The 25671-nt window shown below is 46.3% G+C and carries 28 protein-coding genes, 1 tRNA gene and 1 pseudogene; 20 read left to right on the plus strand and 10 right to left on the minus strand.

Going from position 1 to position 25671, the window contains the following annotated elements:
* The first annotated feature begins 33 nt into the window (after positions 1–33).
* The 5 genes from AC4E8D_RS10350 (at position 34) to AC4E8D_RS10370 (ending at position 4712) form a co-directional block, all read left to right on the plus strand.
* A complete protein-coding gene (locus tag AC4E8D_RS10350; RefSeq protein ID WP_237176094.1) occupies positions 34–309 on the plus strand; it encodes an Atu4866 domain-containing protein in 276 nt (91 codons plus the stop codon).
* 24 nt (positions 310–333) lie between these two features.
* Positions 334–1071: an SDR family oxidoreductase gene (locus AC4E8D_RS10355; RefSeq protein ID WP_490206203.1), complete on the plus strand. Its 738-nt coding sequence runs from the start codon at positions 334–336 to the stop codon at positions 1069–1071.
* 59 nt (positions 1072–1130) lie between these two features.
* Positions 1131–2033, plus strand: a complete 903-nt coding sequence (locus tag AC4E8D_RS10360; protein WP_076209057.1) for a LysR family transcriptional regulator — start codon at positions 1131–1133, stop codon at positions 2031–2033.
* 160 nt (positions 2034–2193) lie between these two features.
* Positions 2194–2931 carry a spermidine synthase gene (locus tag AC4E8D_RS10365; protein ID WP_490206204.1) on the plus strand — a complete coding sequence of 246 codons (738 nt, stop codon included), beginning with the start codon at positions 2194–2196 and terminating at the stop codon, positions 2929–2931.
* 212 nt (positions 2932–3143) lie between these two features.
* Positions 3144–4712 (plus strand): sensor domain-containing diguanylate cyclase, encoded by a 1569-nt coding sequence (locus AC4E8D_RS10370; protein WP_490206205.1) that lies wholly within the window; start codon positions 3144–3146, stop codon positions 4710–4712.
* 50 nt (positions 4713–4762) lie between these two features.
* Here the strand turns inward: AC4E8D_RS10370 and AC4E8D_RS10375 are convergent, their stop codons facing one another.
* Together AC4E8D_RS10375 and AC4E8D_RS10380 are read right to left on the minus strand one after the other, a co-directional pair.
* Positions 4763–5125 (minus strand): winged helix-turn-helix transcriptional regulator, encoded by a 363-nt coding sequence (locus AC4E8D_RS10375; RefSeq protein WP_017689435.1) that lies wholly within the window; start codon positions 5123–5125, stop codon positions 4763–4765.
* Between the two features lie 220 nt (positions 5126–5345).
* On the minus strand, positions 5346–6338 hold the full coding sequence (locus tag AC4E8D_RS10380; RefSeq protein ID WP_490206206.1) for a Gfo/Idh/MocA family protein: 993 nt from the start codon (positions 6336–6338) through the stop codon (positions 5346–5348).
* Between the two features lie 225 nt (positions 6339–6563).
* On the opposite strand from AC4E8D_RS10380, the gene AC4E8D_RS10385 reads away from it, so the two are divergent.
* Positions 6564–6648: transfer RNA gene (locus tag AC4E8D_RS10385), tRNA-Leu, on the plus strand.
* A gap of 107 nt (positions 6649–6755) precedes the next feature.
* Here AC4E8D_RS10385 and AC4E8D_RS10390 read toward each other — a convergent pair.
* Entirely contained in the window at positions 6756–6941 is a 186-nt protein-coding gene (locus tag AC4E8D_RS10390) for a hypothetical protein (protein ID WP_036609735.1), read from the minus strand.
* 158 nt (positions 6942–7099) lie between these two features.
* Between AC4E8D_RS10390 and AC4E8D_RS10395 the strand changes: the two genes are divergently transcribed.
* Positions 7100–8254: a sn-glycerol-1-phosphate dehydrogenase gene (locus AC4E8D_RS10395; protein ID WP_221823296.1), complete on the plus strand. Its 1155-nt coding sequence runs from the start codon at positions 7100–7102 to the stop codon at positions 8252–8254.
* A gap of 222 nt (positions 8255–8476) precedes the next feature.
* Here the strand turns inward: AC4E8D_RS10395 and AC4E8D_RS10400 are convergent, their stop codons facing one another.
* Positions 8477–9073 carry a helix-turn-helix domain-containing protein gene (locus AC4E8D_RS10400; RefSeq protein WP_017689431.1) on the minus strand — a complete coding sequence of 199 codons (597 nt, stop codon included), beginning with the start codon at positions 9071–9073 and terminating at the stop codon, positions 8477–8479.
* Positions 9074–9488: 415 nt separating this feature from the next.
* Between AC4E8D_RS10400 and AC4E8D_RS10405 the strand changes: the two are divergent.
* From AC4E8D_RS10405 to AC4E8D_RS10450, 10 genes and pseudogenes are all read left to right on the plus strand, one after another.
* Positions 9489–9905 (plus strand): annotated as a pseudogene (locus tag AC4E8D_RS10405) (phage holin family protein); the annotation flags it as partial.
* Positions 9906–10190: 285 nt separating this feature from the next.
* Positions 10191–10478: a Dabb family protein gene (locus tag AC4E8D_RS10410; RefSeq protein WP_017689429.1), complete on the plus strand. Its 288-nt coding sequence runs from the start codon at positions 10191–10193 to the stop codon at positions 10476–10478.
* Between the two features lie 173 nt (positions 10479–10651).
* The gene (locus tag AC4E8D_RS10415) at positions 10652–11113 is read left to right on the plus strand and encodes a DUF86 domain-containing protein (protein WP_076318399.1); all 462 of its coding nucleotides are present in this window, start codon (positions 10652–10654) and stop codon (positions 11111–11113) included.
* A 10-nt stretch (positions 11114–11123) separates the two neighbouring features.
* Positions 11124–12038 carry a DUF4261 domain-containing protein gene (locus AC4E8D_RS10420; RefSeq protein WP_221823300.1) on the plus strand — a complete coding sequence of 305 codons (915 nt, stop codon included), beginning with the start codon at positions 11124–11126 and terminating at the stop codon, positions 12036–12038.
* Positions 12039–12223: 185 nt separating this feature from the next.
* On the plus strand, positions 12224–12607 hold the full coding sequence (locus AC4E8D_RS10425; RefSeq protein WP_237176087.1) for a YtxH domain-containing protein: 384 nt from the start codon (positions 12224–12226) through the stop codon (positions 12605–12607).
* Between the two features lie 219 nt (positions 12608–12826).
* Entirely contained in the window at positions 12827–13636 is an 810-nt protein-coding gene (gene racE / locus AC4E8D_RS10430; protein ID WP_313771487.1) for a glutamate racemase, read from the plus strand.
* A 228-nt stretch (positions 13637–13864) separates the two neighbouring features.
* Positions 13865–15076: a M14 family metallopeptidase gene (locus tag AC4E8D_RS10435; RefSeq protein WP_490206207.1), complete on the plus strand. Its 1212-nt coding sequence runs from the start codon at positions 13865–13867 to the stop codon at positions 15074–15076.
* Positions 15077–15271: 195 nt separating this feature from the next.
* A complete protein-coding gene (locus tag AC4E8D_RS10440) occupies positions 15272–15529 on the plus strand; it encodes a hypothetical protein (protein ID WP_017689423.1) in 258 nt (85 codons plus the stop codon).
* A gap of 142 nt (positions 15530–15671) precedes the next feature.
* Positions 15672–15974 carry an iron-sulfur cluster assembly accessory protein gene (locus tag AC4E8D_RS10445; RefSeq protein ID WP_339183749.1) on the plus strand — a complete coding sequence of 101 codons (303 nt, stop codon included), beginning with the start codon at positions 15672–15674 and terminating at the stop codon, positions 15972–15974.
* Positions 15975–15995: 21 nt separating this feature from the next.
* Positions 15996–16217, plus strand: coding sequence for a YuzB family protein (locus tag AC4E8D_RS10450; protein ID WP_017689421.1), 222 nt, complete (start codon positions 15996–15998; stop codon positions 16215–16217).
* 99 nt (positions 16218–16316) lie between these two features.
* Here the strand turns inward: AC4E8D_RS10450 and AC4E8D_RS10455 are convergent, their stop codons facing one another.
* On the minus strand, positions 16317–16715 hold the full coding sequence (locus AC4E8D_RS10455; protein WP_490206208.1) for a hypothetical protein: 399 nt from the start codon (positions 16713–16715) through the stop codon (positions 16317–16319).
* A gap of 150 nt (positions 16716–16865) precedes the next feature.
* On the opposite strand from AC4E8D_RS10455, the gene AC4E8D_RS10460 reads away from it, so the two are divergent.
* Both AC4E8D_RS10460 and AC4E8D_RS10465 read left to right on the plus strand, forming a co-directional pair.
* Entirely contained in the window at positions 16866–17147 is a 282-nt protein-coding gene (locus tag AC4E8D_RS10460) for a hypothetical protein (RefSeq protein ID WP_076326962.1), read from the plus strand.
* 174 nt (positions 17148–17321) lie between these two features.
* The gene (locus AC4E8D_RS10465; protein WP_036670089.1) at positions 17322–18152 is read left to right on the plus strand and encodes an aldo/keto reductase; all 831 of its coding nucleotides are present in this window, start codon (positions 17322–17324) and stop codon (positions 18150–18152) included.
* A gap of 334 nt (positions 18153–18486) precedes the next feature.
* On the opposite strand, the gene AC4E8D_RS10470 is transcribed toward AC4E8D_RS10465, so the two are convergent.
* The 4 genes from AC4E8D_RS10470 to AC4E8D_RS10485 form a co-directional block, all read right to left on the minus strand.
* Positions 18487–19212 (minus strand): DsbA family oxidoreductase, encoded by a 726-nt coding sequence (locus tag AC4E8D_RS10470; protein WP_490206209.1) that lies wholly within the window; start codon positions 19210–19212, stop codon positions 18487–18489.
* Between the two features lie 82 nt (positions 19213–19294).
* Complete coding sequence (locus AC4E8D_RS10475) at positions 19295–19723, minus strand: cytidine deaminase (RefSeq protein ID WP_490206210.1); 429 nt, start codon at positions 19721–19723, stop codon at positions 19295–19297.
* Between the two features lie 75 nt (positions 19724–19798).
* A complete protein-coding gene (locus tag AC4E8D_RS10480; RefSeq protein WP_490206211.1) occupies positions 19799–21799 on the minus strand; it encodes an LTA synthase family protein in 2001 nt (666 codons plus the stop codon).
* A gap of 214 nt (positions 21800–22013) precedes the next feature.
* Complete coding sequence (locus AC4E8D_RS10485; protein ID WP_036609715.1) at positions 22014–23168, minus strand: THUMP domain-containing class I SAM-dependent RNA methyltransferase; 1155 nt, start codon at positions 23166–23168, stop codon at positions 22014–22016.
* A 239-nt stretch (positions 23169–23407) separates the two neighbouring features.
* On the opposite strand from AC4E8D_RS10485, the gene AC4E8D_RS10490 reads away from it, so the two are divergent.
* Complete coding sequence (locus tag AC4E8D_RS10490; protein ID WP_405131954.1) at positions 23408–24040, plus strand: O-methyltransferase; 633 nt, start codon at positions 23408–23410, stop codon at positions 24038–24040.
* A 184-nt stretch (positions 24041–24224) separates the two neighbouring features.
* Here AC4E8D_RS10490 and AC4E8D_RS10495 read toward each other — a convergent pair whose 3' ends face one another.
* Positions 24225–25436: an asparaginase gene (locus AC4E8D_RS10495; RefSeq protein WP_490206212.1), complete on the minus strand. Its 1212-nt coding sequence runs from the start codon at positions 25434–25436 to the stop codon at positions 24225–24227.
* Positions 25437–25671: the final 235 nt, after the last annotated feature.

A 25671-nucleotide genomic window follows, 5' to 3' on the forward strand; every position in this document is an offset into this window, starting at 1 on the left:
GGAATCTTTTGAAGCAGAGAGGAGTGAGAAACAATGGAGCGCAATTCAATGGGCGACCAACAAGAACCCAAACACCCGTATGTGGGGATGTGGGTCACGAAGGATGGATATATCAGACACGAACTTCTTCCTTGCGGTAGATATGATGAAGCAAGAGGAGATCGGCAAAGTGCATATCAGGGTCGCTATGTTGTTCATGGGAAACATATAGAATACGTGGATGATACGGGATTTACAGCGGATGGAGACTTCAGGAACGGCGTTTTGTATCATGCAGGCATGGTGTTGTATAGAGAAAATGTACAATAACAATCAAATAAGGAGCGATATAATATGTCCAATGTAAAAGGGAAAGTTGTTGTCATTACCGGTGCGAGTAGTGGAATTGGTGAGTCAACAGCTCGATTGCTTGCACAGCATGGAGCGCATTTAGTTATTGGAGCTAGGCGTGTGGACCGTTTGGAGACATTGGCCTCCTCCATTCGTTTGGAGGGCGGATCAGTGGAGTATCATTCGCTGGATGTTACCAGATTGGAAGAGATGCAAACCATCGTTGACCTCGCTCTAACTCGCTATGGACGTGTCGATGTCATTTTAAATAACGCTGGAGTAATGCCGCTATCTCCCCTTGAATCGTTAAAAGTAGATGAGTGGAATCGCATGATAGATGTTAACATTCGTGGTGTTCTGCATGGCATTGCGGCTGGACTCCCCGTCATGAAAAAGCAGGGTTTCGGCCAGTTTATTAATATCGCCTCTATTGGAGCCTATGCCGTGTCACCAACGGCCGCGGTGTATTGTGCAACCAAATACGCGGTCCGCGCCATCTCGGAGGGATTGCGACAGGAAGTAGGCGGAGATATCCGTGTAACCCTTGTATCACCGGGCGTGACGGAATCGGAACTCGCGGATACGATATCTGATGAAGAAGCACGTGATCTCATGAAAGAGTATCGGCGCATATCCATTCCCGCCTCGGCGATTGCGCAAAGTATCTTGTTTGCCATTAGCCAGCCGGCAGAGGTGGACGTAAATGAGATTGTAGTCAGACCGACAGCAAGCATGGCTTAAGGTCTGATCCTCTTTTGGTATATAATAGATTCAATTGATACGAAAAGAGGAATAGTGCAGTGACATTACAACAACTAAAATATGTGATCGAAGTTGCCACGCGCGGTTCCATGAATGAAGCAGCCAAAAGGTTGTTTATCTCTCAACCCAGCCTTTCGAATGCCATTCGGGATCTGGAGCAGGAGTTACGAATTACTATTTTTGAACGCACCAATAAGGGAATATCTCTGTCTAAAGAAGGCGTTGAGTTTCTGAGTTATGCACGTCAGGTGGTAGAACAAGCTGAATTGCTGGAGAATCGTTATCTGAACGCCAAGCCATCCCCGCAGCACTTCTCCGTATCGACGCAGCATTATGCGTTTGCGGTGAATGCCTTTGTTCGCCTGGTACAGCAGTATGGTCAGGATGAATACGAGTTGGCGCTTCGGGAGACCAAGACCTACGAGATTATTCAGGATGTGAAAAGCCTGCGTAGTGAAATTGGCATCCTGTATTTGAATGAGTTCAATGCCAAGGTGATTAACAAATTGTTAAAAGATGCCGGTCTGGTCTTCACGAGTTTGTTTACAGCGAAGCCCCATATCTTTATCAGTGTGAAGAACCCGCTGGCGAAGCAGGAGTCGGTTGCAATCGAGCAACTGCAGGATTATCCGTACTTGTCATTTGATCAGGGAGAGTACAATTCCTTTCATTTTTCCGAAGAGATCCTGAGTACGTTATCTCACCCCAAAAGCATACAGGTTAATGACCGCGCAACATTGTTTAACCTGTTGATTGGTCTGAATGGTTATACGATCTCTACGGGTGTACTTAGCGCTGATCTGAACGGAAACGAGATTATTCCTGTACCGCTGGAATGTGAGGAATCCATTAATGTAGGGTGGATAAGCCACAAGAGTACTTCTCTCTCTAATCTGGGCGTAGCATATGTCCAGGCTCTGCATGAGGCCATAGGGTCTTAGAAGTGTTAAATGGTTCATCAAAAGGCCGTTTCCGGTTGAGTCGGAACGGTTTTTTTGTTGTACTATGATCTTTCAAGTATAGGGTGGAATGTTGTCATCCCGTGTAATAGAATGAAGGTATATGTCGAATAGGTGTAAGAGATCGAAGGGAGAACGGTTCGTGAGAGTTCTGTATCGGAATAAAAGTGAACAGCATGAGCTGACGGTATATGATACCAAGAAGCTTTATGGAGAGAAGGGCCAGTTTCGTGTATTAGAATTCTCCAACGCAGCTGTGCAGGGAGCCATGGATCTGGATGAGCCTAAGCGGATGGTGTTGGAGTATCCCCGAGCGATCGTGCATCTAATGGAACGAAATGACCCTGCATTTGATAAAGTGTTTGTGGTAGGACATGGTATTGGCACGTTGCCAACCTACTTGTCCGATCGTGAGGTAAAGGTGGCTGAGCTGGACGCAGAGGTCGTGGAGTTGAGCCAGACCTTTTTTGGATATGAGGGAAGTCCTGTGCTCATTGGGGATGGTCGTGAATTATTAGGCCAGGAACCTGCTGCGACATATGATTATATTATTATTGATGCCTTTACGGCAACGGGTACACCCGAGCAGTTTATATCCAATGATTTTTTTGCCATGGTCAAGGACAAGCTGGACTCGGACGGAGCTGTCATCCTTAATGTGTTCGGGCGTGCGGGCAACGATCGGCTTGTCAATGCGATCTATACGACACTTCAGGCGCAGTTTGCCTATACACGTGCATTTGCATTACCTGCAGAAACAGCGGATGAAGTTCAAAATCGCATTTTAATGGGTAGTCATCACCCGATCGAATTTCAGGTTCGTCAGATGGCAGGGTTTGTTGAACAAGAACCAGAAGAAGGATATATCATTGTCGATTAGGGCGATCCTGAACAGTGATTCTTCCAGGGAAAGTAAAATGTCATTAAATCGTCAATCTTACGATGTAATTGTTAAGATTTCTCAAACTCTTTATTTGATCTTAACAACTTTCGTATAAGATAGAAGGAATATGCCTTTTCATGAAAATCCGGGGGAAGTAAACGATGATTGCACAGATCAAGAGATCTAGATTACGAAAAAAAATAAAAAACATGAAGAAGATCAGCCTCACGGCTTTACTCGGCGGGTTGGTCACTATTTCAGTTATAATGACATTGACCCTCATGGTCATCTCATCTTATACATCTCAGAAACAGTCACTCATTGATAACACCCTGTCCTTAAACTATGCAAGCGCTGTGCAAATGAGCCAAACGCTGGATTCGCTTTTTGATTCCATGCAGGAGAGCTTGAAATATGCAGCCCAATATTTCCCGGATATGGATCACTCCAATACAAAAGAGTTGAATTCCACATTGGATTTGGTTCGCAATAGCAGTAATTTTTTCAATTCCGTTTCTTTGGTAGATAAAGCGGGAGTAGTCAGGTCTACCTCACCTTACTCACAGGCTAGCGTAGGTCACCATGTTAGTTCCAATGCAGCAAAAGAAGCGGTTAGTTTGAGGGCTTCGTATATCTCCGAAGCATACCAGACACCCAGAACCAAACGCAGAATTGTATTTGTCAGTGAACCGATCTTTGATTTGGCAGGGGAGTACCAAGGAACGATTGGTGGAAATATCTTTTTACAGGAAAATAATATATTAAGTCTGTCTTTTGGCAGTCAGCTCAAGACAAGTAATGGTTCCTACTTTTTTATTGTGGATAAGAAGGGCACTTTGTTATTTCACCCAAACACCAACCGAATTGGTGAAAATGTCAGTAAAAATGAAGTGGTGCAAAAGCTGTTAGCAAACGAGAACGGTAAAGAACAATACAAAAACTTGGCAGGTGTGGATTCACTTGCAGGTTATTACAAAGTTCCATCAACAGGTTGGGGCGTCGTAATCGTGTCTCCAACCCAAACGGTGTACGATCAGTTGAATCATCATATCCGTATGTTGTTGCTGTACACTTCAGTGCCTTTCCTGATCCTGACCCTTATTGTGGTTCGGGTTGCACGCAAGCTGGCCAGTCCTTTTGCTATGCTTGCTGATTTGGTGAATCAGGTCGATAAGGGACAAGTGGATCTACCGGTGATAAAACCTCACTGGAATAGAGAGGCAGACCTTCTAACGAGAGCAGTTGTTGGCGCATTGGCGAACTTTAGAAAACAGACAAACCAGCTTGTCTACGATGCCAGAACCGATGTTTTAACAGGCATGAACAATCGCAGAACCTTCGAAGAAGTCATTCAGGAATGGATTCAGGATGATATGCCGTTCTCCATTATTGTTCTGGATATCGACCGTTTCAAGTCCATTAATGATACATTCGGGCATCATGCTGGGGATGAAGTATTGAAACACATTGCAAATATCATTCAATTGTCTGTTCGACCAGAAGATGTCTGTGCCCGGTTTGGTGGAGAGGAATTTGTAGTCTTGTTAAGAAATTCCGAGTCTAGCGTGGCTTTTGAGATTGCTGAACGTATCCGAATAACGGTCGAAGAAAGCGTATTGCCTATAGATCGTTCCGTCACCATCTCGGCTGGAATTGCTGAATATCCGAAGCACTCCACAACATCCACAGAACTGTTTCACTTGGCGGATAATGCATTGTATCAAGCCAAGGAAGAAGGGCGTAACCGAACGGTTACGATCCAGACGGTTATTAAATAAGCAAGCAAAGAAGCTGTTCCCTAAGAATAAGGGACAGCTTCTTTTGTTTTCTATACCTCTTGTGAGGATCTGGCCAGAACCTCATTTGTATAGGTTTCTCCCCAATCTCGCATGCTGAAGATAATCGGGCGTAACGTCTCACCAAATGGTGTGAGGGAATACTCCACTTTAGGTGGGATCTGGGGATATATTTCACGATGAACAATTCCGCTGCCTTCCAACTCTCGAAGTTGCAGGGTGAGCATACGCTGGGTAATGTCAGGAAACAATTTTCGGATCTCGTTAAATCTCAAAGGACCGGAGAATAAATGATACAAAATGGCACCTTTCCATTTGCCTCCGATCACACTAAGGGTAACTTCCACGGAACAGCCGTATGGCGCGGGACATAGCTTGGTTGCGTCCTTTTTCATTATAAGTACACCTCCACTTTACGGTGATTTTCTATAGTATCTATTTGGGTGGTTATATTACATAACGTACGTATAGTTCATGAAAGAGCATATCACTTATGATGCAGATTATAAACCCTAACTCTAGGCGAAGGCAGATGTGCTGATGTCTATAATATAAAAAAGAGCCCCGGTTTCAGGCTCTTCTCTGGATGTATAAAATATGATGAGCGTAAATACGCTACTTCAGTGACGATAGAATGGAGTCACATAGAGCCATCGTTGCAATATTATCCTTGGCGCTGGAATGTGGGACAGTCTGATTCTGGCAACACGCGATAAAGTGCGCCATTTCACCAACAAACCCGCGTAGATAAAGGTCGCGATAAGCTCCTGACATGGGAGTTGCGGAAGGTGTATATACAGTATCTTGCTCCTCGAGAGATTTCCAGGGAAGGCTGGTCGAGCTCCGGGATTGATGAACAGTAAGTGTGTTGATCTCTTCAGCTGACGCAAATCCGTTGTCAAAGGTGACGAGTACACTTTCACTCTCCCGTGACCAAGCACTCATGCCGGTAAAATAAGCGCTACCTACGACGTTATTTTCAAATACAAGGGAAATGCTTTGATTAATGTGTTCCCCATCCTTCACGGTTGTGCCTGTAACTCGCATTACTTCTCCGAATAAGTAACGCATCAGATCGACCATATGAATGGCAGCGAGCTTCATGAACTGTTCCTCATCCTTGCAAAATGGGGTACTGTCTACAGCGAATTTCATCTGAAATGAACGTACCTTACCTAACGAACCACTATCAATGAGCTCCTTCAACTTCATGTATATGGGGGCATAACGTTTCATAAAACCGACCATGACAACGACGCCAGCCTGCTCGGCAGCTTCTGATACAGTGGCTGCTTCCGCTGCGTTCCATCCGAGCGGCTTATCCACGTATACATTCTTGCCAGCCCGAATGCATTCGAGAACAAGAGCGGTCTGATCTACAGGCTGGGCGACCACAACGACTCCGTCACAGATTTCCTGCTGCAACATAAGCTGAGCATTGTCATACGCTTGTCCGTTGCTGCCAAATCGCAGCAGAGCTGCTTCAGAGCGTTCCATACTGCGTGTGGCAATGGCCTGGATCCGCGCTCCGGCTTCAACAACAGAAGGGTAAATATTCGTGGATGCATGAAACCCGGCACCGATAAAGCACAGATTAGTTGTTTTCAAGGTGGATCTCTCCTTCATTTTTGCATTCGTATGGATGGAATATTTGTTGTTTAATGCTACGATAGGGTGTTTGAAGTTGAGAAAAAAGGACATATGTCCTGTTCTTGAATGAATAAAAAAGAAGTTGCATTTTTATTTTGGAGCATGTATACTCTGAATTACGGTAAAACAAGGAATTGCTTCACCGGAACGCTTTTCATCGATGGATGAGGAGATACATATTATGCGGTCGTGGCGGAATTGGCAGACGCGCACGGTTCAGGTCCGTGTGGGCTAACCCCCCGTGGAGGTTCGAGTCCTCTCGACCGCATCTAACCAAAGAAAGGTTCGTGAGTTGCTCTAGGGCAATTCACGAACCTTTCTTTATTTTGTGGATCATTCGTGTGAAGCCTACATTTTGCTACCAGCATGCCAATGCTAATGTTGCCGCTGGCGCAGAATGACTGCCGTGATGATCCCGGCAATGGCTCCTGCAATACCAAATAGCGTAACACTGGCAACCACTTCAACCGACTGGAGACGAAACAAAAAAGCGATACCGCTGCCAAAAGTGGTTCCGGCGAGAAATCCGAGCGAAATTCCTAATTCTTTCGTTAATTTCATTGCTTCACCTACTTGGAAATGTGAGATATGGATTTGCAAATATTGGGTACAGGCAGTAAAGTGTGATCAGGAAAATCATCACATTTTATTTCCTTTTTTATCTTGTGGTTTTAACCCGTTAATTATGCATGATATCTCATATGGGAGGGTAAGAGCGAATGAATATGAACGAACGAATTGCAGCATGGAATGAGGAAGCACAGCAGTGTGCTTGCGGTCATCAACACCGGATGGTGGATATGCTGATTCATCTGGAACCTGGGGCCATTCAGAGGTTACCGGGTTATTTGTCTGAGCAAGGATATCGTCAGGTGACAGTTGTTTATGATCGACATACGTTTCGGGCCGCTGGATCTGATGTGCTGAGTAGTATTCGCGAAGCTGGAATGCATGTGGATGAGATCTCTATACCGGAGAATCGTACGGGTGATATCATTGCGGATGAAGCAGCTATTGTACAGGTCATGTTGGGTGTGAGACTCGAAAGTCAGGCTGTAATTGCGGTGGGTTCAGGTACCATTCATGATCTGGTGAGATTTGTTTGTTCCAAAATGAACAAGCCCTTTCTGTCGATACCGACAGCGGCTTCAGTGGATGGGTTTACCTCTGCGGGTGCACCCTTAATTGTAAGCGGCATCAAACAAACATTTCAGGCTGTTCCGCCTGAGGCTATCTTTGCCGATCTGGATATTCTGGAGCAAGCCCCCCAAGTGATGACAGCTGCCGGATTCGGAGATATGCTTGGTAAATATACTTCACTTGCAGACTGGATTGTTTCTCGTGAACTGGGCGGAGAACCGTTCTGTCCAGTTGCTTATCGGATGACAGAAGAAGCGCTGAAGACCTGCGTAGATCATGTACAAGCTATTTCGGAGGGGCGAGCAGAGGGAGTAGCTGTATTAATGGACGCATTAATTATTTCCGGTATCTCCATGCTGATCATTGACCATTCCCGTCCGGCATCCGGAGGTGAGCATCATCTGTCCCACATCTTGGAGATGGATCTGATGCAAGCGGGAGAAAGACCGGTTCTGCATGGTGCCAAAGTTGGCGTAGCTTGTGCGTTGCTTACGGTGAAATATAAAGAGCTTGCACAGACATCGGGTGAACCGGTGTTTGGGATATATGACCAATTGCCGGAGGCTTCTCAGCTCATCGCATGGTTGGAACAAGTAGGTGGACCTGTGACTACTGAGCAACTCGGTGTAACTCCGGAGATGGTGGAACATGCGTTCAACACAGCGCATACGCTTCGTCCTCGATATACCGGATTGAGATATATCAATGAAGTATTAAACACGAGGTTAGGATAACCTTTTAGCGAGAACGGTCATGATGAAATGTATAAACTTAGCTTGTAGCTGGCTGTGATGGCTCTCCTTGGGATCAAAAGGCGAATTAGGGTAGGTTATCTGACATTTCTCAGGGAATAGCCAGAACAGTGCTTCAAGTCCGAGAGAGAAGGCATGTATTTCATTTTAAAAAGGCTCTGGCCTCCCTATGGGGAGATCAGAGCCTTTTGGCTGTTCGCTTATTTAGTTGTTGCGACGATCTTTCAAGATGACATCTGCGAACAAAATAGTTTTCGGGATACGGAAAAATTGCTCCGCTTGTTCCTGAAACGCAGCAGAAGGCAGTGTTCCCTGATGCAGCCATTTGCGGAAAGTGCCGGGATGAACCCCGATCCAGTGGCTGACATCTGTCACCGACAGATCATGGACCATACACAAGCCTGTCAAAATACGGTTACTAACCGGAGAACGGGTCACCGTACGCTTCATGAAGCGAGATGACTCGGGTTGACATATGACAGGGCTATTACGCACAACTTCTTCATTGAAGAGAATATGACGCGGGTAGCCGAGTAATTGGCAAGTCTTGTCCAAATTGGTACTGCCGGGTATCCGTCCTTCATATACCCACGCACTGACACTGCGTGAAGAGATGGAGAGGTCTTCAGCTAGCTGGGACAACTTGATATCATTGGCCATCAGCACGGCAAGAAGAACACGATTGCGGATTTGACAGCGTGTCGGTTTTCGGAATCGTTTAACACGGACGCCTTTTCCCAAGTATTTACGGTTGATCAGAGACCACGCCTGGATGGAATGTTGTTCTGGTTGATTAGGCATATTTCCTCCGATTTTTTTTAACCAAATACTACAATAAACAACGGGGTACTTTCAAGTGCCGGGTTTACCGGTTACAAATGCATCAATGCGTCAATTCATGATAAAGAGGGAACTACGAACTAGACCATGCGCAATTCACATCCTAGTATATTCCTAGATTACAATGTTTCACTAAAAATGAGGGGAGAAATTCGGCAGGAATAAAAATAATATAGTTCTAATTACTTATTATTAGGTCTAAAGAACTTTTATCTGTTTTTTGTTGATATGATGCGGTTTATTTCCCTGAATTCCCCAAAAGCATGTGATTTTCGTTCCCCTGCTGCGAAGAGGATGTGCACAAATCTGAAATGATAAATCCGCATGTTCAGCATGACATGTGACCTGTCAAATCTCTTACTTTTACATATATTGTATGATACTCAAGTGTAAGGGAGAGGTGAGGAACGTGCATCTATCTGTGAATACCTTTGCTGCCATCTCGGGAGCATTTGTTACGTTTGCTTTTGGCGGATGGGATCAATTGCTGAGCCTGCTCGCGGTCGCGATGGCTGTGGATTATATAACAGGTTTGGCAGCGGCGGTAAGAACAGGTACCGGGTTAAATAGCAACATTGGATTCTGGGGGATTGCTCGCAAAGGGCTCATGCTGACTGTTGTTTTGCTTGCTCATCGAATTGATCTGATCATGGGAACCGATTTTATCAAAGGCGGAGCTATTTATTTCTATCTGGTGAATGAACTCATTTCGATTACCGAGAACTATGCCAAAATCGGTCTTCCATTGCCTGCAAAGCTCAGACAGGCCATTGCAGTGTTGAAAAAACAGGAGGATCAGGAGTATCTGACGAATCGTGAGTGGTCCAAACCGCAGCAAACTCCAGACAACATCAAGCAGCAGGCTGAAACAGGACAAACTTTGCAGGATGAATCCGCGAAACAGACGGAGGATAGTTCTCAAAAGAAATCCGAATCGAAAGGAAACGGTTTGGATTAGTTTTTCTTATCAAGAGAACGTTTCCAAGTATCCTTTCGTAATAGAGAGCGTTATGATATATTTTGGATACATGAAAATTCATTCATTTCTACTATTATATTAAATGAGGTGCTTGCCCAGATGATAAAACATATTGTCCTGTTTAAAATGAAAGATCGTTCAGCAGAAAGTATTGAAGCTGCAGCCCAGGTGCTTCGCAATCTGGAAGGTAAAATTGATGTCCTAGTTTCACTTGAAATCGGGATTGATGTGCTTCGCTCGGAGAGATCGTTCGACATTTCACTCACGGCGGAGTTTGCGTCACTGGAGGATCTCCAGGCGTATCAGGTACACCCGCTTCATCAGGAAGTTATCAAGTACATGAACGAAGTCAGAGAACAGTCAATTGCAGTGGACTACGAAATCTGATCTGTCATTCAAACTACGTTGAGATAAAGGGGACTCTGCATGAGCGATTTAAGAGACGTTATGGAATTTCTATATATTTTTGTTGTGTTTCTAATCGCTTGTCCTGTGATGATATTCTGGCTTAAGCGAAGAGGGAAACGGAACCGATAACTCACTGAACGGGAAGTGAACGAATGTATTATGTGAACAGAGAACAGATTGCCCGCCGGCTTGCTGCTGTACCGGAAGTAGCTGAAGGGCTTCGCGGGGCAGCAGAAGCTTGGGATGGCAGTCTCATGCTGGGTATGGTACAGGAACGTTGTCTTCACCTGGCGATCGAGATTGTTACCGATGTGGGAAGTTATCTGATCGACGGCTTCATCATGAGAGATGCAAGCAGCTATGATGATATTATTCAGATTAATTATGAAGAAAAGGTTTTTGATAATCCGACCTATGAGATATTGCGTCAGCTTGTCACGTTACGCAAGCCACTGGTGCAGGATTATTACACCTGGGAGCGGTCTGAGCTCCATCCACTTAGCGTAGAGTTGCCGAGTATACTTGAACATTTTACTACTCAGGTTAGCGCCTACGTGGAAAAAGAACTTGGTCCTTTCAATACGGCACAGGCCGAGGGACAGCGTAAGGAATGAGGGAAATCGCATGACAAATGAATCAAAAGAATTCAATGAAGCTAATACTGAAAGTAACGAAACAAATGAAACACCTTCCGGATTCCATCCGGTGTATATGGTTGAACTTTTGTTCCGGGAACGTCCAGAGGTGGATCGCCTGCGTTTGCAGGAAGCTATGATCCGTCATACAGGACAAGTCCGACTGGATGTGAAACAAGAGAGCGGAGGGCAAAAGCATGAGATGCTTGTCTTCTATCATCTGGACCACAAGGTATCCTTCCAGGAAGGGGATATCCCTGCTCAGACTTGCATGCTTCCTGTGAATGAAATCGCAGATCGTGCTCGCTTTGGCGGTGCTCTGCAACAAGCATGGCATTGGCCGGATGCAGGACAAGCTGTGGAAGCTGCGCGTTACTCCATTCGGATACATGATATGTTCACGGCTGCCATGCCTCGTAAACAGCGTCTGGAGCTGTTTCAGAAGACTGTACTGGCAATCATGGAGAGTTTGACCTGTGACGCGCTGTATTGGTATGGCAGTGACAAGCTGGTTGAACCGGAAGCATATACGCAAGCTCAGGAACGTGAGGAACATCTGTATGCAGCCATGAACGTTCGAATGTATCAAGCTGGAGGTACAGAGGAACAGCGCGGGTTGGTCATGGATACCGTGGGATTATCTGCGCTGGGTGTACCTGATGTCCAGTGTCACTTCGTCGGTCTTGATCCGGATACGGTGGCTCAGACCTTACTGGGTGCAGCGTATTACATATTTGATCAGGGGGATGTTCTGCAAGATGGACAGACGCTGGGTTCTTCAGGTGGACGTCGCTGGCGTTGTGAACATCAGGCAGCATTGATTGCACCTGGACGATATGTGATTGATTTGGACCCGGGGGATGAGCATGCCGCGTCTAATCTCGAGCCGGCTCGTCAGAACTGAGTTTAAGCCAAGTCATTTGCATCCATTCAAAAAGGGCGTTCAGATTATTTTTAACATCTGGAGTGTCAAGTCAAGCCTGTGCTGCTTATAATGCATCAACAGAGTAGGCATTCGCCCGGATGGCTGAGCGACAGACCGTTGCTTCTAGTCCGGTACTTAAACAATAGTAAAGGGAGAGATGTGACGTGAAGGATTCTAACAAAAGTTTGTTGTGGGGAGCTCTTATTGGCTCCGTGGTTGGTTCAGTAACGGCATTGTTGCTGGCGCCGAAATCGGGACGTGAACTTCGTCAGGATATTACAGAAGGTGCTCGTCAGGTATCGGAGAAAGGTCAGGAACTGGCTGGTATCGTGGGAGAACAAAGTTCGCAGATCGTATCCAAAGTTAAAGAGACCGCAGATGTCGTGATTCAGGATATTCAATCCTGGCGCAATTGCGCTGAAGGGAAAGAAATTCGCATATCGGCAGCCATTGTTGATAACGATATCGATATCGATAAAACAGTGGATGAACCCGGAATTGACATCGTAGCGAAGCTTCCTTCGGATGAGTCCAAGGACGACAACTAAGCAATGCTCGATAAGCAGGCTTTCCTCTAATTAGAGGAGAGCCTGCTTTGTTGCGTGTCCACACATAGATGACGTAGCGCGTGGATTTAATTTGAACCCTGCGATGAAATCGGGTAAGATGTAGGTACCTTTTTGCCGGAATGTTCATACGGTAGGAAGAAAGCTCTGAGAAACAATCGTTTTGAGAACCAATTCAATGAAGAAGGAAGCGGTGTGTTCGTGCAGCAAGCAATCGCTATATTAGACTCCGGTGTGGGGGGATTGACCGTCGCCAAGGAAGTGATGCGTCAGCTCCCGCGGGAAAAGATCATTTATTTTGGGGATACTGCCCGGACACCGTACGGACCCCGTTCGTCCGAACAAGTAAAACAATTTACGGAACAAATCGTTGATTTCTTGATCCAATTCGATCCGAAGGTTATCGTTATCGCCTGTAACACAGCAACAGCAGCCGCGTTGGAGTATATCCGTGGCAAGGTGAATATGCCTGTCATTGGTGTTATACATCCGGGTGCGCGGGCCGCAATCACAGCGACACGTACAGGACGTATTGGTGTGATTGGTACCACGGGTACCATAGGTAGTGGGGCTTATACATCAGCACTCAAGCAGTTGTCCCCCTATATTGATGTGGTCAGTCAGGCTTGTCCGGCGCTGGTGCCGTTGGTGGAACAAGGTGAATTTCGTTCCGAGCACACGACACATACGGTGGAACAATCATTGGGCGGGATTAAACAACAACCAATAGATTGTCTTATTCTGGGTTGTACGCATTATCCCTTTCTCATGGACACGATTCAGGAAGTTATGGGACAGGAAGTGAAGTTAATCAGTTCAGCAGATGAAACGGCACGTGAAATCAGTACGATTTTATATGATAAACGAAAGCTGGCCAGTGGGGATGAGACTCCGGTGCATCAATTTTTCTGCACGGGTGACCCGCGAATGTTCCAGAATATCACCCGTCGATGGTTGGGGGAGCAGATCTCCAAGACCCCTGTTGTCTGGCAAGTTACGCAATTATCATAGTTATATTCAAATTATGCATGAATAAGACTTTTAATTAATGTAATTTGGTTGTGGACTATCCCGGAACTGTGAAGTTCCGGGATTTTTTGTCGTCATTATGCATTAACCGAAGATAAACATGATTCTTGTCACATGACGGACAACCTGACCTGCATACATATGTTACAGACACGAAATCGGTCAGAACTGGACAGGAGACCTGTCTTTTCCTGTGGAAAGGAGAACAACATGGATCTGCAGTGGATTATCGTTCAGCGGGGAGATACGTTGCCGCGAATTGCGTCAGCACACCATATGACCAAAGAGTTCCTTGCTGCACTGAACCCGGAGGTGGCTTCCCAGCCATACTTGCTGGCAGGTCAGATGCTGCGTATTGTCCCCGGGACAGGTCGCAGATACGCTGTACCGCCTGGAGAAAGTGTAGGAGAGATTGCAGGGAGATTTGGTCTGGACGAAGAGGTGTTGCGCCAGGCCAATCCCGAAATCACCAATGTAACCGACTGGGGTGGTCGCTGCATTCATATTCCGGCTTCGAATGGAAAAACTATCGTGAAGATTCAGGGAGAGTATGGTTATCGAGAATTAATCAGGGATATAGACAAGCTGGAGAATCAATACCCGTTTATCGAGACGGGGTCCATTGGAACAAGTGTTATGGGGAAGTTGCTGCCTTATTTGCGTATTGGGCAAGGGTCGAGACATATCCATGTTAACGCTTCGGTTCATGCTAATGAGTGGTTAACAACAGCAGTTCTGATGAAGTTTATCGAGGAATATGCCGAGGCGTATAGTGCGGATAGGACATGGCATCAATACCAGACAGAACGCTGGATGCAAGAGACGACACTCTGGGCCGTGCCGATGGTTAATCCGGACGGGGTCGAACTGGTTCAGGAAGGTGTGGTCAATCAGCATCCACATGCGCAGCAGTTGTTAGCCTGGAATGCCGGCAGATCACATTTCACCCATTGGAAGGCCAACATCAGAGGGGTGGATCTGAATGATCAATTTCCAGCCCATTGGGAGGAAGAAGCAGTGAGAAGAGGTGTGACCTCACCTGGCCCCAGGGATTATGCAGGGACAGCGCCATTGACAGAACCAGAGGCACAGGCGCTTGAGCAGTGGACTCAGCAACATACATTTGATGCGGTAGTATCCCTGCATAGTCAGGGACAGGAGATTTATTGGAACTATCGTGATCTTGAACCCAGGGAGAGTGGACCGCTGTCGCGTAGACTCGCCAAAGCTTCCGGCTACAAGGCGGTGAAGCTCGGTGGCAGTGATGCCGGATATAAGGACTGGTTTATTCAAGATTTCGGTAAACCGGGCTTCACGGTGGAAGTTGGATTGGGTGTTAATCCGCTTCCCGTAGAACAGTTTGATGATATCTGTATAGAAGTGGGAATGTTGCTGGCTGAACTGTTATCCAATGGACAATGAGGCAAGACCCTGAATTATGAAGGTGTGAAACTTAACAGTAGATCATTCGTATAACAGGAACGGACGCTATGAGCGACGTTCCGTTTTTATTATTTTTTATAATGACATTCTACGTCATTCGTTCTGAATGTTTTTGAACGGGTAATGATGGATGTGCCGTTTCGGCGACATATACAATTATACGGAGGGATTCAAATGAAGTGGAGAAGACTGCTGTCGTTCAAACGATGGACACAAGTTTTCAAAAGGCTCCCCCGGCTGCTCCGGGCTCCGCAGATTCCTTTGGGAGAAAAGTTGTTGTTTATTATTCCGGCGCTGTTATACTGGGTACTTCCTGACGTAATGCCGTTTATGCCCATCGATGATATCGGGGTCACTTTGATTCTGATGAACTGGTTTGTAAGCCGGGCAGAACGTAAATATCCTGTGCTTCAGGAGGGGGCACCTTCTTAGTTTGCGGCCGAATGGATCATTTTAACATTGAATTCGCATCAATGTTATTGCGAAGAGCGGTAACTTTCTTTACAATAGATGCTGTAGTTTAAGAATGCTGAAATTGTTGAAACCTGCAATTACAATATAGGAGATGAAGAGAATGAACTGCAAAATTACGCGTAATGCTGCTAAAGTATTGAAGCTTGAATTGGACAAGCCGGAGAACGAAGGAAAAACCCTGCGCGTTGTCATCACACATGCACATGGTGACCATGCTCACTACGGGCTTGATCTCGACACACCAAAAGAAAATGATACAGTTGTATCTACCGATAAAGAGATTGATGTCATTCTCGCGAATGATCAGCCTTTGTTGAACGGTGTTAAAATTGACTACCTCTACTTCCCGGAAGAGGGATTTGTCATTACGAATCCATCCCAAGGTAATCACGGCGACCACTAAGGGCGCGAAGAAGGGGAACTCATGGCTAACGATATCCGCGTATGCGAAAAGTGTAATCATGTCCGACTGAAATCGATTGTACCCAAGCTGCAAAAAATGGCTCCAGACACGGAGATCAAGATTGGGTGCAAATCCTATTGCGGTCCTTGCGCGAAACGTGCATTTGTCTTTATCAATGGTCGGTATATCAGTGCGCCGACAGAAGAAGAAGTACTCGCCAAAGTCGCAAAGTTCGTGAAGTAATAGGATAAAACAAGGTGAGAGAACGAAAAGTTCAAACATCCGCAAGGAGGGGCTACGTGCCTCTCCTTTTTTTCGTTTGGGTAGCAGTGAAAGGATGTGTTACTCCATAGCACCTTGGACCATTTCAGTAATTTGGAAGGTATCTTCTCGAATTTCAATGGCAATGACGGTAATATCCTTTTTCAGGAAATGTACATTTCCAAGTCGTTCTTCCTCCAATTCTACCCAGCCTGTATCCGCTAACTTCTGAAAATAATCCATTGGCGGGTATAGTCCTTGCTCACCCCCAATATGTTTCAGCTCGTACTTAACGCCTTTTTTAAGGTTGGGATCATCGGAATAAGCTATGTTTTCAATAAGCTTTGCATTGGTTGGAACAGGAATGTCTGGGTTCATGGATGACGCTGTATATCCTTCTATCTCGTATGTTGCAGGAGCGCAGCCTTGTACCCAAATGAGCAGGGGCAACATACAGAGTGTCAATAATATTTTCTTCAAATAAATTCCTCCTGATTTGGAATGATTACCTAATAAACGTAGCGAAATCAATTAAAGTTACGATGAAAACACAAAAGAAGAATAAGGAAGGCTTGTGTTATCCATCCTAAAGGGGTAACAGGAACATGATAATCCCAAGGAGGAATACTCATGCCGAAGCGTTATGATTCCAGTTTGCAAGCCGATACCACCGTATCTCAGGCGCAAAATGCGGTGAACAAGCTTCATTATGCTGTATCTCAGGCCATGTCTCATCCGACGGCACAGACCATTGTACAGGCGGAACGACGTCTGGCACACACGGAGCAGGCGATGCGACAAGCAGAGCTTTCACTCGGAGGGCAAGGTGTTGAGTTGGCAGAGGAAATGTTCATCGAGGAGAAGAGAAGATTGAATTCAATCCAGAGTCAGCACGGTCAAGGGAATATATAACGTTCCTGTCACACCAGAACCCGCAGGGCAGCAATGCTTTGCGGGTTTTTCATCTCTTTTGCAATGACTCCCCATCCATGGGTCTACTCCGACAGTATGTCGAATGGTCGCTTAAAATTCTGTGAGAAGGTTAATAGAACAAGAGCAGGCAAAATTCCATACGGGAGGTACAGAATGACAAAACATATTACGGATTGTACAATTCTGAACAACGGAGTAACGATGCCATGGCTAGGATTTGGAACATATAAAGCAAAAGGTAAGGAAGTACAACAGGCGGTTGAGACCGCTTTGGAGGTTGGATATCGCAGTATTGATACCGCGTCCATCTATGGCAATGAGGAAGAAGTGGGACAAGCTATTGCAAGCAGTGGTGTTGCCCGTAACGAACTGTTTGTGACGACCAAGCTCTGGAACGAGGATCAGGGATTTGATTCAACATTAAGAGCATTTGAAGCCAGTCAGAAGGCACTTGGACTAAATGTGATTGATCTTTACTTAATTCACTGGCCTGGCAGAGACCAGTATAAGGAGACGTGGAGAGCATTCGAACGTCTATATAGCGAAGGAAGCATCCGTGCGATTGGTGTGAGTAATTTTCAAGTTCACCATTTGCAAGATATCATAGATGAGGGCGGAACGGTGCCTGCGGTAAATCAGGTAGAGCTGCATCCAGGTCTGATCCAGCAGGAACTTCAGGATTTCTGTGGGGCGCAGGGAATTCAACTGGAGGCTTGGAGCCCGATCATGAAAGGCAAGCTGAACCAAGAGTCCACCCTCAAAGCGCTGGCCCAGAAATATGGGAAAACGCCAGCACAGATCATTCTGCGCTGGGATATTCAGAATCAGATTGTGACGATTCCGAAGTCGGTTACCCCGGAGCGTATTCGTGAGAATGCGGACATCTTTGACTTTGAATTGACACCGGATGAGTTGAGACAGATTGATGCGCTGGATTCCGATAAGCGGACGGGTCCACATCCGGATCAACTGTTCTGGGATTGAGTGGGTAGGCGCTAATTGAATATAATTGTTTGATGAACTACTGGTGGTTGTTCCGGTTACGTAATCGTTCTTTTGATCGCTGTTGTATCCAAATTTTTTGATTCCTCTTTTCAGAGGATAAAATTTGGATACAGCTTATGCTTCCGATGCAGCTTTCTTGCAGAAAGCTTTCAGGCGAACGCTTCGCTTCCTCAGAATCGATTCCGTCCCCTCCACAGTAACTGTTCATCAAACACAAATATATACAATGAGCTAGAATCGTTTGTAGTATATAAAAAAGCAGCAGGATCAGGGGATACTCCCTGATCCTGCTGCTTTTTGTATGTGAATTGGCTTAATTTTTTTTCGGCACTGCGCAACCGTCATCTGTGCAGATGCCACTGCCGTCTGTTTCTGTTGTGTTGGATTCAACCATGGTGAAAGGGGAACGCTCGTCCCATGCTTTTTGAATGGCATCCAGAAACACCTCGTCAGGCTGAGCACCTGATACGGCGAACTTGCGGTCGAATACAAAGAACGGTACACCGCGGATGCCGAGTTGCTCGCCTTCCGCTTGGTCAGCTCGGACATTGTCGGTGAATTGATCACTGGACAGCACTGCCTTAGCTGCATCTCGATCCAAGCCGACTTCCTCTGCTAACTGAGCCAACACTTCAGGGTCGCCGGAGTGTTTACCTTCAATAAACACAGCTTGGAATATCCGTTCACTCAGTTCGAGCGCTTTGCCTTGTGTATCTGCCCAGTGTGTCAGGCGGTGAGCTGAGAAGGAGTTCGTAGGGATCATGGCGTCGATATTGTATTCCAGTCCTGCCGTGCGAGCATTGGCATTCATCTGGGCATTCATACCTTTGGCCTGTTCCACGCTCATATTATATTTGGCAGCCAGATATTCCGAATTGGTTTTGCCTGGGTTCAATGCAGCGTTTGGATCAAGCTCGAAGCTTTTGAATTGCAGCTTCACTTCATCACGGTGTGGGAACTGTTCCAGTACATTCTCCAGGCGGCGTTTGCCGATATAACAGAAAGGGCACAGAAAATCAGACCATATCTCAATATTCATTTTATTAAAACCTCCATCATCCTTTTAGTTGAAACTAATATGGTTACAATTATAAAGCCACTTTCTATAATTCGCAAGGAGATTACTTTTTATCCCGATATGCCTTGGACCAATGGTAAGGTTGAATCTCATCCAGTCTCTTGAAGACCAGTTGACCAGAAGGATCGTATACGGCAGCTTTGACTTCTTCGCCCCAGTAAAATAATCGTTCCTGGCATACACCGCAAGGTGTAAGGATCTTAAATTCTGAATGCTCGTCATCACGAGCGATACAGAGGGAGTGGGTGACACGTTCGTTCAATTTGTGGGCTTCCAGATAAGCTCCTGTTTCCATGCACAGATGCGTGGCATCGTTGATGACCTCTGGAGCTACGCTAATCAGCAGGGAACCGGCTTCGGTATAGACGGCACCCGCCCCGCCCCATCCCTGAGGATAACGTTGCTGCACGAAGTTTGCGGTTTCTTCGAACAATTTCTGTTCAATATTGATTGGTTCAGTGTGTGATGTCATGTAATGTAAGTTCCCCTTTTTAAATCCAATTCAATTCATTTCGTGTATTTGTTTAGCTTGTCATTACGATATTGCTCATTGCGATGTTGCTGTTGAACTGTCTTCCTCTCGAAAGCGCTGAATCAAATCATAGGTAATGACCGTGTCCGAGACATGCAATCGCTTGGCTGCTTCATCATGACCGGGGCGGCAAGCATTGATATCTGTTTTGTCACGTGTGGACAGGTCATAACAAGCGCCATTCTCATAGATATAGTCATCCGATGGAATGTAGAATACAGAACCATCCGAGAATGCCCCATTACGCAGCACAACCGTACGTGCAGAACCGTCATATACGTCGTTACCCATATGATAATAGGACTGGTCGGACAAGCCGAGCAGATGCAATACGGATGGCGTGATGTCCAGTTGTCCCGAAGGTTCGTCGATGGTTCCGGCAGCTGCTCCGTCCGGTAAATGCACGAGCAGGGGAACCTCGTTCATGATCTGTGCCATATCCAGTTCGTTCAGCGAACGTCCCAGGAACTGTTCGTATTGTGATTGTTCCTTGATCGAGTTGTCGTGGTCCCCGTAGAACATAAAAATGGTATTTTCCCATAATCCCCGATTTTTCAGATCCTCCACCATCTTGCCGAGCGCCGAATCCACGTAATGAACGGATTGCAGATAATCACCGAACATCGTTCCCTGGAACTCGCCTACATCCAGTTGCTGCTTCTCTTTTGGCAAAGCATACGGATGGTGGCTGCTGAGTGTAATGAGGAAGGAATAGAATGGTTCGGTCACCTCACTACTCATTTTCTCAACGGATTGCCGGAAAAAGGATTCATCAGATAGGGACCAGCCAAGCGGGTCATCCTGTGCAAAATCATTTTTACTATAAAACTTGTCGTACTTCATATTCTGATACATCGTATACCGATTCCAGAAGCCACTCTCATAAGCGTGAAATACATTGGTGCTATACCCGTTATCCTTCAGGATGGAAGGAAGGGAATCATACGTATGGTCTGCATATCGTACAAAGGCTGATCCAACCGGAAGTGGATGTAGGGAAATGTTTGCGCCAAAATCGGCATCTGACGTTCTGCCCTGACCGGTCTGGTGATAAAAGTGACTATAATACTGGCTTTCCTTCATCAGTTCATTAAAATGGGGCGTGATCTCCTGACCGCCAATGCTCTGACCAATCATGAAGTTCATAAAAGCCTCACCCTGGACAATGATCACATTGCTGTCTTTATATTTGCCAAACAAGGCATCATTCTGCGGGGCAGTTCCTTGCCTTTCAGCGAAGAATGCCTTTGCTTGCTCAACATCAGCGGGATCAGCCTGCGGCCCGGAGCCGATGTGGTCTTTGGCATAGTTGTACAGATCATAACCGTGAAAAGCGAGTAGTCCGGTCACGTTGTACATGGATACATTCCACCAGTTGTTATCGAACAGGCCTTTGGCCCATGTTTTGCTGTAGAAATAAATCGGGCCGACGGCGAGGCCAAGTCCCAGCACAAGGGCAATGCTGCCAGCCGTGAGACGGCGGCGCAACCGTATCTTGCCATCGTTATACGAATAACTCCCGTAACTCGTAACAGATGTACTGGAGTACTTCGAACGGTAACGTCTGCTGAACAGTACGATAGCTGCGAACGGGATGACGACAAGCCAGTCGGCAAAGAACCAGAGATCACTTGTGTAGATCAATGTAGCGATGCTGTCACCCAATGCGTCAACTTGTCTCGCCTGCAACAATACCGGGATGGTCAAGAAATCCTGGAAATAGCGATAATACACCATATCGGCATAGATTAGTCCGGTAAGCAGCAGGTTAAGCACGGCGAGAGACGCGATCATGCCTCTACGTGGCAGCAACCAGGCCCAGAAGGACAAGAGTAGTAAAGATCCAATGGCAATGACTTTATCCAGCAGTCCCATCGTAATGTTATAAGCGTGAAGATTGTGATGGAGCCACATGAGTTTGAGAAGCATGAGCACAAGAAAAATAAGATATAACGTTAATGGATGATTTAGAAGCCCGCGTGGCATGGAGCTGCGCGTAGGCCGAGTGACAACCATATGTATGTCCCCCTTGCTTTTGTTGTTTTGTTATCGGAATGTAAAATAGGGCTCCATCCATTATAGCGTGGCCTCATGTGTTTTCAACTATGCCTCAGAAGAATTGATTTCTGCGAAAGCGAAGACCGAAGTTGATGAATTCATATGATTGGAAAAGCGCACAAAAAAAAGCGCCCCGGCCATGGATGGCAGGAGCACTTTAGATTTGAAACAATTACGAAGATTGTGGTGTTTTATTTCGTGGGGGCAGTGGGCCCAAATACTGATAGTACTGGGTTTCAATTCGTCCGTTGAACAACTTGCGACGTTTGTCTGCCTTATGACCGAAATACTCCTCAAAAGCTTTGGTCGACGTGATTGCAAAAAAGGACCATGTTGGCATGTCGAGGTAACTGCGCCCTAATGAGCGGAGTAACTTCTGTACTTCTTTTTCTTCACTCAAACGTTCACCATATGGGGGATTGGTGATGATGACACCATATTCACCCTGTGGTCTTGCGCGATGAGCGGGCAGGACGCTGACTTCAATATCTTTGGCGAAGCCAGCACTTTTGATCGCTGCCATAGCAACTTCAATCGCTTCAGGATCAATATCGCTACCTGAAATCTGTAACGGGACATCGTCACGAACAGCATCGAATGCTTCTTCGCGTGCTTGTTCCCATAATTCTTCAGGAATCACAGCCCAATCCTCAGAGTTGAAGGTCCGACGAAGTCCTGGTGCAATGTTCCAGCCGATCATGGCGGCTTCGATCAGCATTGTACCTGATCCACAGCACGGGTCATAGAATGGGCGGGATACATTCCAGCGGCTGAGCTGAATAAGAGCTGCAGCAAGTGTTTCTTTGAGTGGCGCTTCGGTGACGAGTTTACGATAACCCCGTTTATGCAGACCTGGTCCCGTTGTATCTAAAGTAAGCAGGGCGCGATCGTTCAGCAGAATGACCTCAATCACATAACGAGACCCATCCTCTGGGAACCACTCTGTGTCATAAGTCAGCTTCAGTTTCTCTACGATTGCTTTTTTCACGATCCCTTGTGATGCAGGCACACTGCTTAACTGGGATTTTTGAGAACGACCCTCTACAGGGAATTCGCCGTCGGCTGGAATCCACTCTTCCCAAGGCAGTGCTTTGGTGCCTTCAAACAATTCGTCGAATGTTGTGGCAGGGAATTCACCCATTTTCACCAATACACGATCCGAACTTCTCAGCCACAGATTACAACGGCATATATCAATATAATCTCCTGTAAAGAAAACCCGTCCATTGTCGATCGTAACATCTTCATACCCCAGTTGTTTCAGTTCCCGGGCAACAACAGCCTCGAGTCCCATCGCCGAGGTTGCAATCAATTGCAATTGAGCCATGTGATTCATTTCAACTCCATTTCAAGCTGGAGAAGGGAAATCCTTCTCTCTGCTGTATAGTGACGGTGCGGCCTTGCCGCTTTCCGTGAAAAAACTTACAATGAGAAATGCGGTGAACGTAGGCACTCCTTTTTCGAAGTGGTGCACCTGTCAACCGCCTGTGTTGATAACAAACATTTATTATAGAACATTGGCATCCATATGGAAAGCAGTCCAAGTGTCCAAGGAGGATTTTAGTGGTGAATCTGACCCCTGATGAATATGTAAATCAATTATTTCAAGAGGATGATCTTTTGCTGAAAGTGAAAGAGGCCATCCGTTCGAACGGTATGCCGGAAGTATCCGTTGCGGCGGCGTATGGACGATTACTCACGTTTCTAGCGAAGACATCCAAAGCAGAAGCTGCGCTCGAAATCGGCGTGCTGGGCGGTTACAGTGGGATCTGCATTGCGCGCGGTCTGCGTGAGAATGGAACCCTGACTTCGCTGGAACTGAAAGAGGGATATGCGGCAATGGCGCGTGGTCATCTGGAAGAAGGCGGATTTGGCGAAAAGGTCGAGTATCGGATTGGCCCGGCGGCAGACAGCCTGGAGCAATTGGAGCAGGAAGGACGCACATTTGATTTCTTCTTTATTGACGCAGATAAGGAGAATTATCCGGTATATCTCGATTATGCCATTAAGCTGGCCCGGCCAGGTGCTGTCATTGTAGGTGATAATTGTTTCCTGCGTGGTCGTACGCTGAATCCGGACAAGCAGGGCCCGGCCGTGCTTGCGGTTCGCCGTTTCAATGAACAGATGGCAAGTGACCCGCGCCTGGTGACGACCATGTTGCCCGATTACGATGGGCTGGTACTTGCCTGGGTGAAGTAACAGTGGAAATTTCCTAAAGATAATACTCCGATGGAACACGATCTCACGCGTTTATGTTTGTGAGGGGGATCGTGTTTCTGTTTGGCGTTTTCTGAAAAACACAAAGAAAGAGACGACACACCTTGAATGAAAGGGTGGTGTCATCTCTTATTTTTGTCCAAATTTATAAAGGATAAGTGCTTTCTTATACTTCAGGTGTTCCGTACGTTTCAAACCATTTTTTGATGGTGTCAAAATCATCACTGAAGGACAAACCCAGCATCAATAATACACGAGCTTGTTGTGGACTCAGGTTGTCGCCTGCAATGATACCTTTGCCACCGCCGTACACACTTCCTGAACCCGTCCGAGTGGTGGTCACAAAGATGACACCTTCTTCAATGGCTTTGGTACGAGCTTGTCCCATAGCTCTGGATATACCGCCAGCTCCGGTACCGGAAGTCACGATTCCTTTGGCACCGCTGCTCACGAATCCTTCAATGGCTCCGCCGCCAGCTTCTTGATATGAGATCGCAATTTCTACTTTGGCCAGATCTGCCTTAGTGATTTTACTTAGATCAAATACGGGCTTTGCTGTGCCTTCTGGTTTCAAGGCACGTGCAGGAGCACGGTAGATTCGAATGTTCTCTTCATCTATATATCCTACAGCGCCGAGCATCGGCGTTTCAAACGTATCTGTCCGATAATCATTTGTCTTGGTTACACCGCGAGCAAGCTGGATTGTGTCATTCAACATGAGCACTGTGCCGAATGAAGTGGTACGACCACTGCCTGCAAGTTTGATGGCGTTGTACAGATTGGCTTGAGCGTCAGAACCGATGACGGTCCATGGACGCATGGAGCCTGTGATCACGACAGGTTTGTCACTCTGAACCGTCATATCGAGGAAATAAGCGATTTCTTCCATTGTATCTGTACCCGTGGTCACGACAACACTGTCATACATTGCCAGAGCTTTGTCTACCGTCTGCGACAAGTCATAGAGGTCGCTCATGCTATAGGAACCTGAACCTGAGTTTCCGAATTGGAGTGTGCTAACATCGGCAATCTTCTGTTTATCCGGTAAGGTGTCTACCATCTCTCCAATGGGAAGTGTGCCTGCCTTGTAATTCTGGAAGCTGGTGGCATCCTCGGATTGACCGGCAATCGTTCCGCCAGTTCCGATTACCAATACATTAGGTAGTGCAGATTGCTTGGAAGAGTCTGGTATTGCGGGAATGGAAGTATTGCGAGCTGGGGTAGTAGTTGCTGTCTGAACAGCACCTGTTGTGCCTTTCACCTCTACCGTAGCTGCGTGCGCGGCGTAGGTTCCAATGGGGGACAACGAGATGGTTAATGCTGTTAAAGCTGCGGTACTCCATACGGCCCAGGGACGAAGATTGGATGTTTTACTCATGAATAGCACTCTCCTTCAAGTAAGTGTGATGTTAAGTTTGTTAAGAAGAATATGTATACCATTTCAAATTGATTGTATTTCATGTTAAGTAATATGACAAACTTAGATAATGGTAGAGTAATCGATTACATTCGTAGATAATGAGAGTAAAATGATTATTTATGAGGAATTACGAAAGAATATTCATTCTGCTAGAGATATATAAGAGCTGGTTTTAGAAGTTTTGAAGAGAGAA

Source organism: Paenibacillus sp. SRL342 (genome assembly GCF_984798905.1).

Coding starts and splice junctions, on each gene's coding strand:
- AC4E8D_RS10440 (WP_017689423.1), top strand. CDS start 15,272: ATGAAGTGGAGAAGACTGCTGTCGTTCAAACGATGGACACAAGTTTTC.
- AC4E8D_RS10375 (WP_017689435.1), bottom strand. CDS start 5,125: ATGAAAAAGGACGCAACCAAGCTATGTCCCGCGCCATACGGCTGTTCC.
- AC4E8D_RS10395 (WP_221823296.1), top strand. CDS start 7,100: ATGAATATGAACGAACGAATTGCAGCATGGAATGAGGAAGCACAGCAG.
- AC4E8D_RS10400 (WP_017689431.1), bottom strand. CDS start 9,073: ATGCCTAATCAACCAGAACAACATTCCATCCAGGCGTGGTCTCTGATC.
- AC4E8D_RS10415 (WP_076318399.1), top strand. CDS start 10,652: ATGTATTATGTGAACAGAGAACAGATTGCCCGCCGGCTTGCTGCTGTA.
- AC4E8D_RS10435 (WP_490206207.1), top strand. CDS start 13,865: ATGGATCTGCAGTGGATTATCGTTCAGCGGGGAGATACGTTGCCGCGA.
- AC4E8D_RS10370 (WP_490206205.1), top strand. CDS start 3,144: ATGAAGAAGATCAGCCTCACGGCTTTACTCGGCGGGTTGGTCACTATT.
- AC4E8D_RS10450 (WP_017689421.1), top strand. CDS start 15,996: ATGGCTAACGATATCCGCGTATGCGAAAAGTGTAATCATGTCCGACTG.
- AC4E8D_RS10460 (WP_076326962.1), top strand. CDS start 16,866: ATGCCGAAGCGTTATGATTCCAGTTTGCAAGCCGATACCACCGTATCT.
- AC4E8D_RS10355 (WP_490206203.1), top strand. CDS start 334: ATGTCCAATGTAAAAGGGAAAGTTGTTGTCATTACCGGTGCGAGTAGT.
- AC4E8D_RS10485 (WP_036609715.1), bottom strand. CDS start 23,168: ATGGCTCAATTGCAATTGATTGCAACCTCGGCGATGGGACTCGAGGCT.
- AC4E8D_RS10480 (WP_490206211.1), bottom strand. CDS start 21,799: ATGGTTGTCACTCGGCCTACGCGCAGCTCCATGCCACGCGGGCTTCTA.
- AC4E8D_RS10470 (WP_490206209.1), bottom strand. CDS start 19,212: ATGAATATTGAGATATGGTCTGATTTTCTGTGCCCTTTCTGTTATATC.
- AC4E8D_RS10495 (WP_490206212.1), bottom strand. CDS start 25,436: ATGAGTAAAACATCCAATCTTCGTCCCTGGGCCGTATGGAGTACCGCA.
- AC4E8D_RS10420 (WP_221823300.1), top strand. CDS start 11,124: ATGACAAATGAATCAAAAGAATTCAATGAAGCTAATACTGAAAGTAAC.
- AC4E8D_RS10410 (WP_017689429.1), top strand. CDS start 10,191: ATGATAAAACATATTGTCCTGTTTAAAATGAAAGATCGTTCAGCAGAA.
- AC4E8D_RS10475 (WP_490206210.1), bottom strand. CDS start 19,723: ATGACATCACACACTGAACCAATCAATATTGAACAGAAATTGTTCGAA.
- AC4E8D_RS10390 (WP_036609735.1), bottom strand. CDS start 6,941: ATGAAATTAACGAAAGAATTAGGAATTTCGCTCGGATTTCTCGCCGGA.
- AC4E8D_RS10350 (WP_237176094.1), top strand. CDS start 34: ATGGAGCGCAATTCAATGGGCGACCAACAAGAACCCAAACACCCGTAT.
- AC4E8D_RS10445 (WP_339183749.1), top strand. CDS start 15,672: ATGAACTGCAAAATTACGCGTAATGCTGCTAAAGTATTGAAGCTTGAA.
- AC4E8D_RS10465 (WP_036670089.1), top strand. CDS start 17,322: ATGACAAAACATATTACGGATTGTACAATTCTGAACAACGGAGTAACG.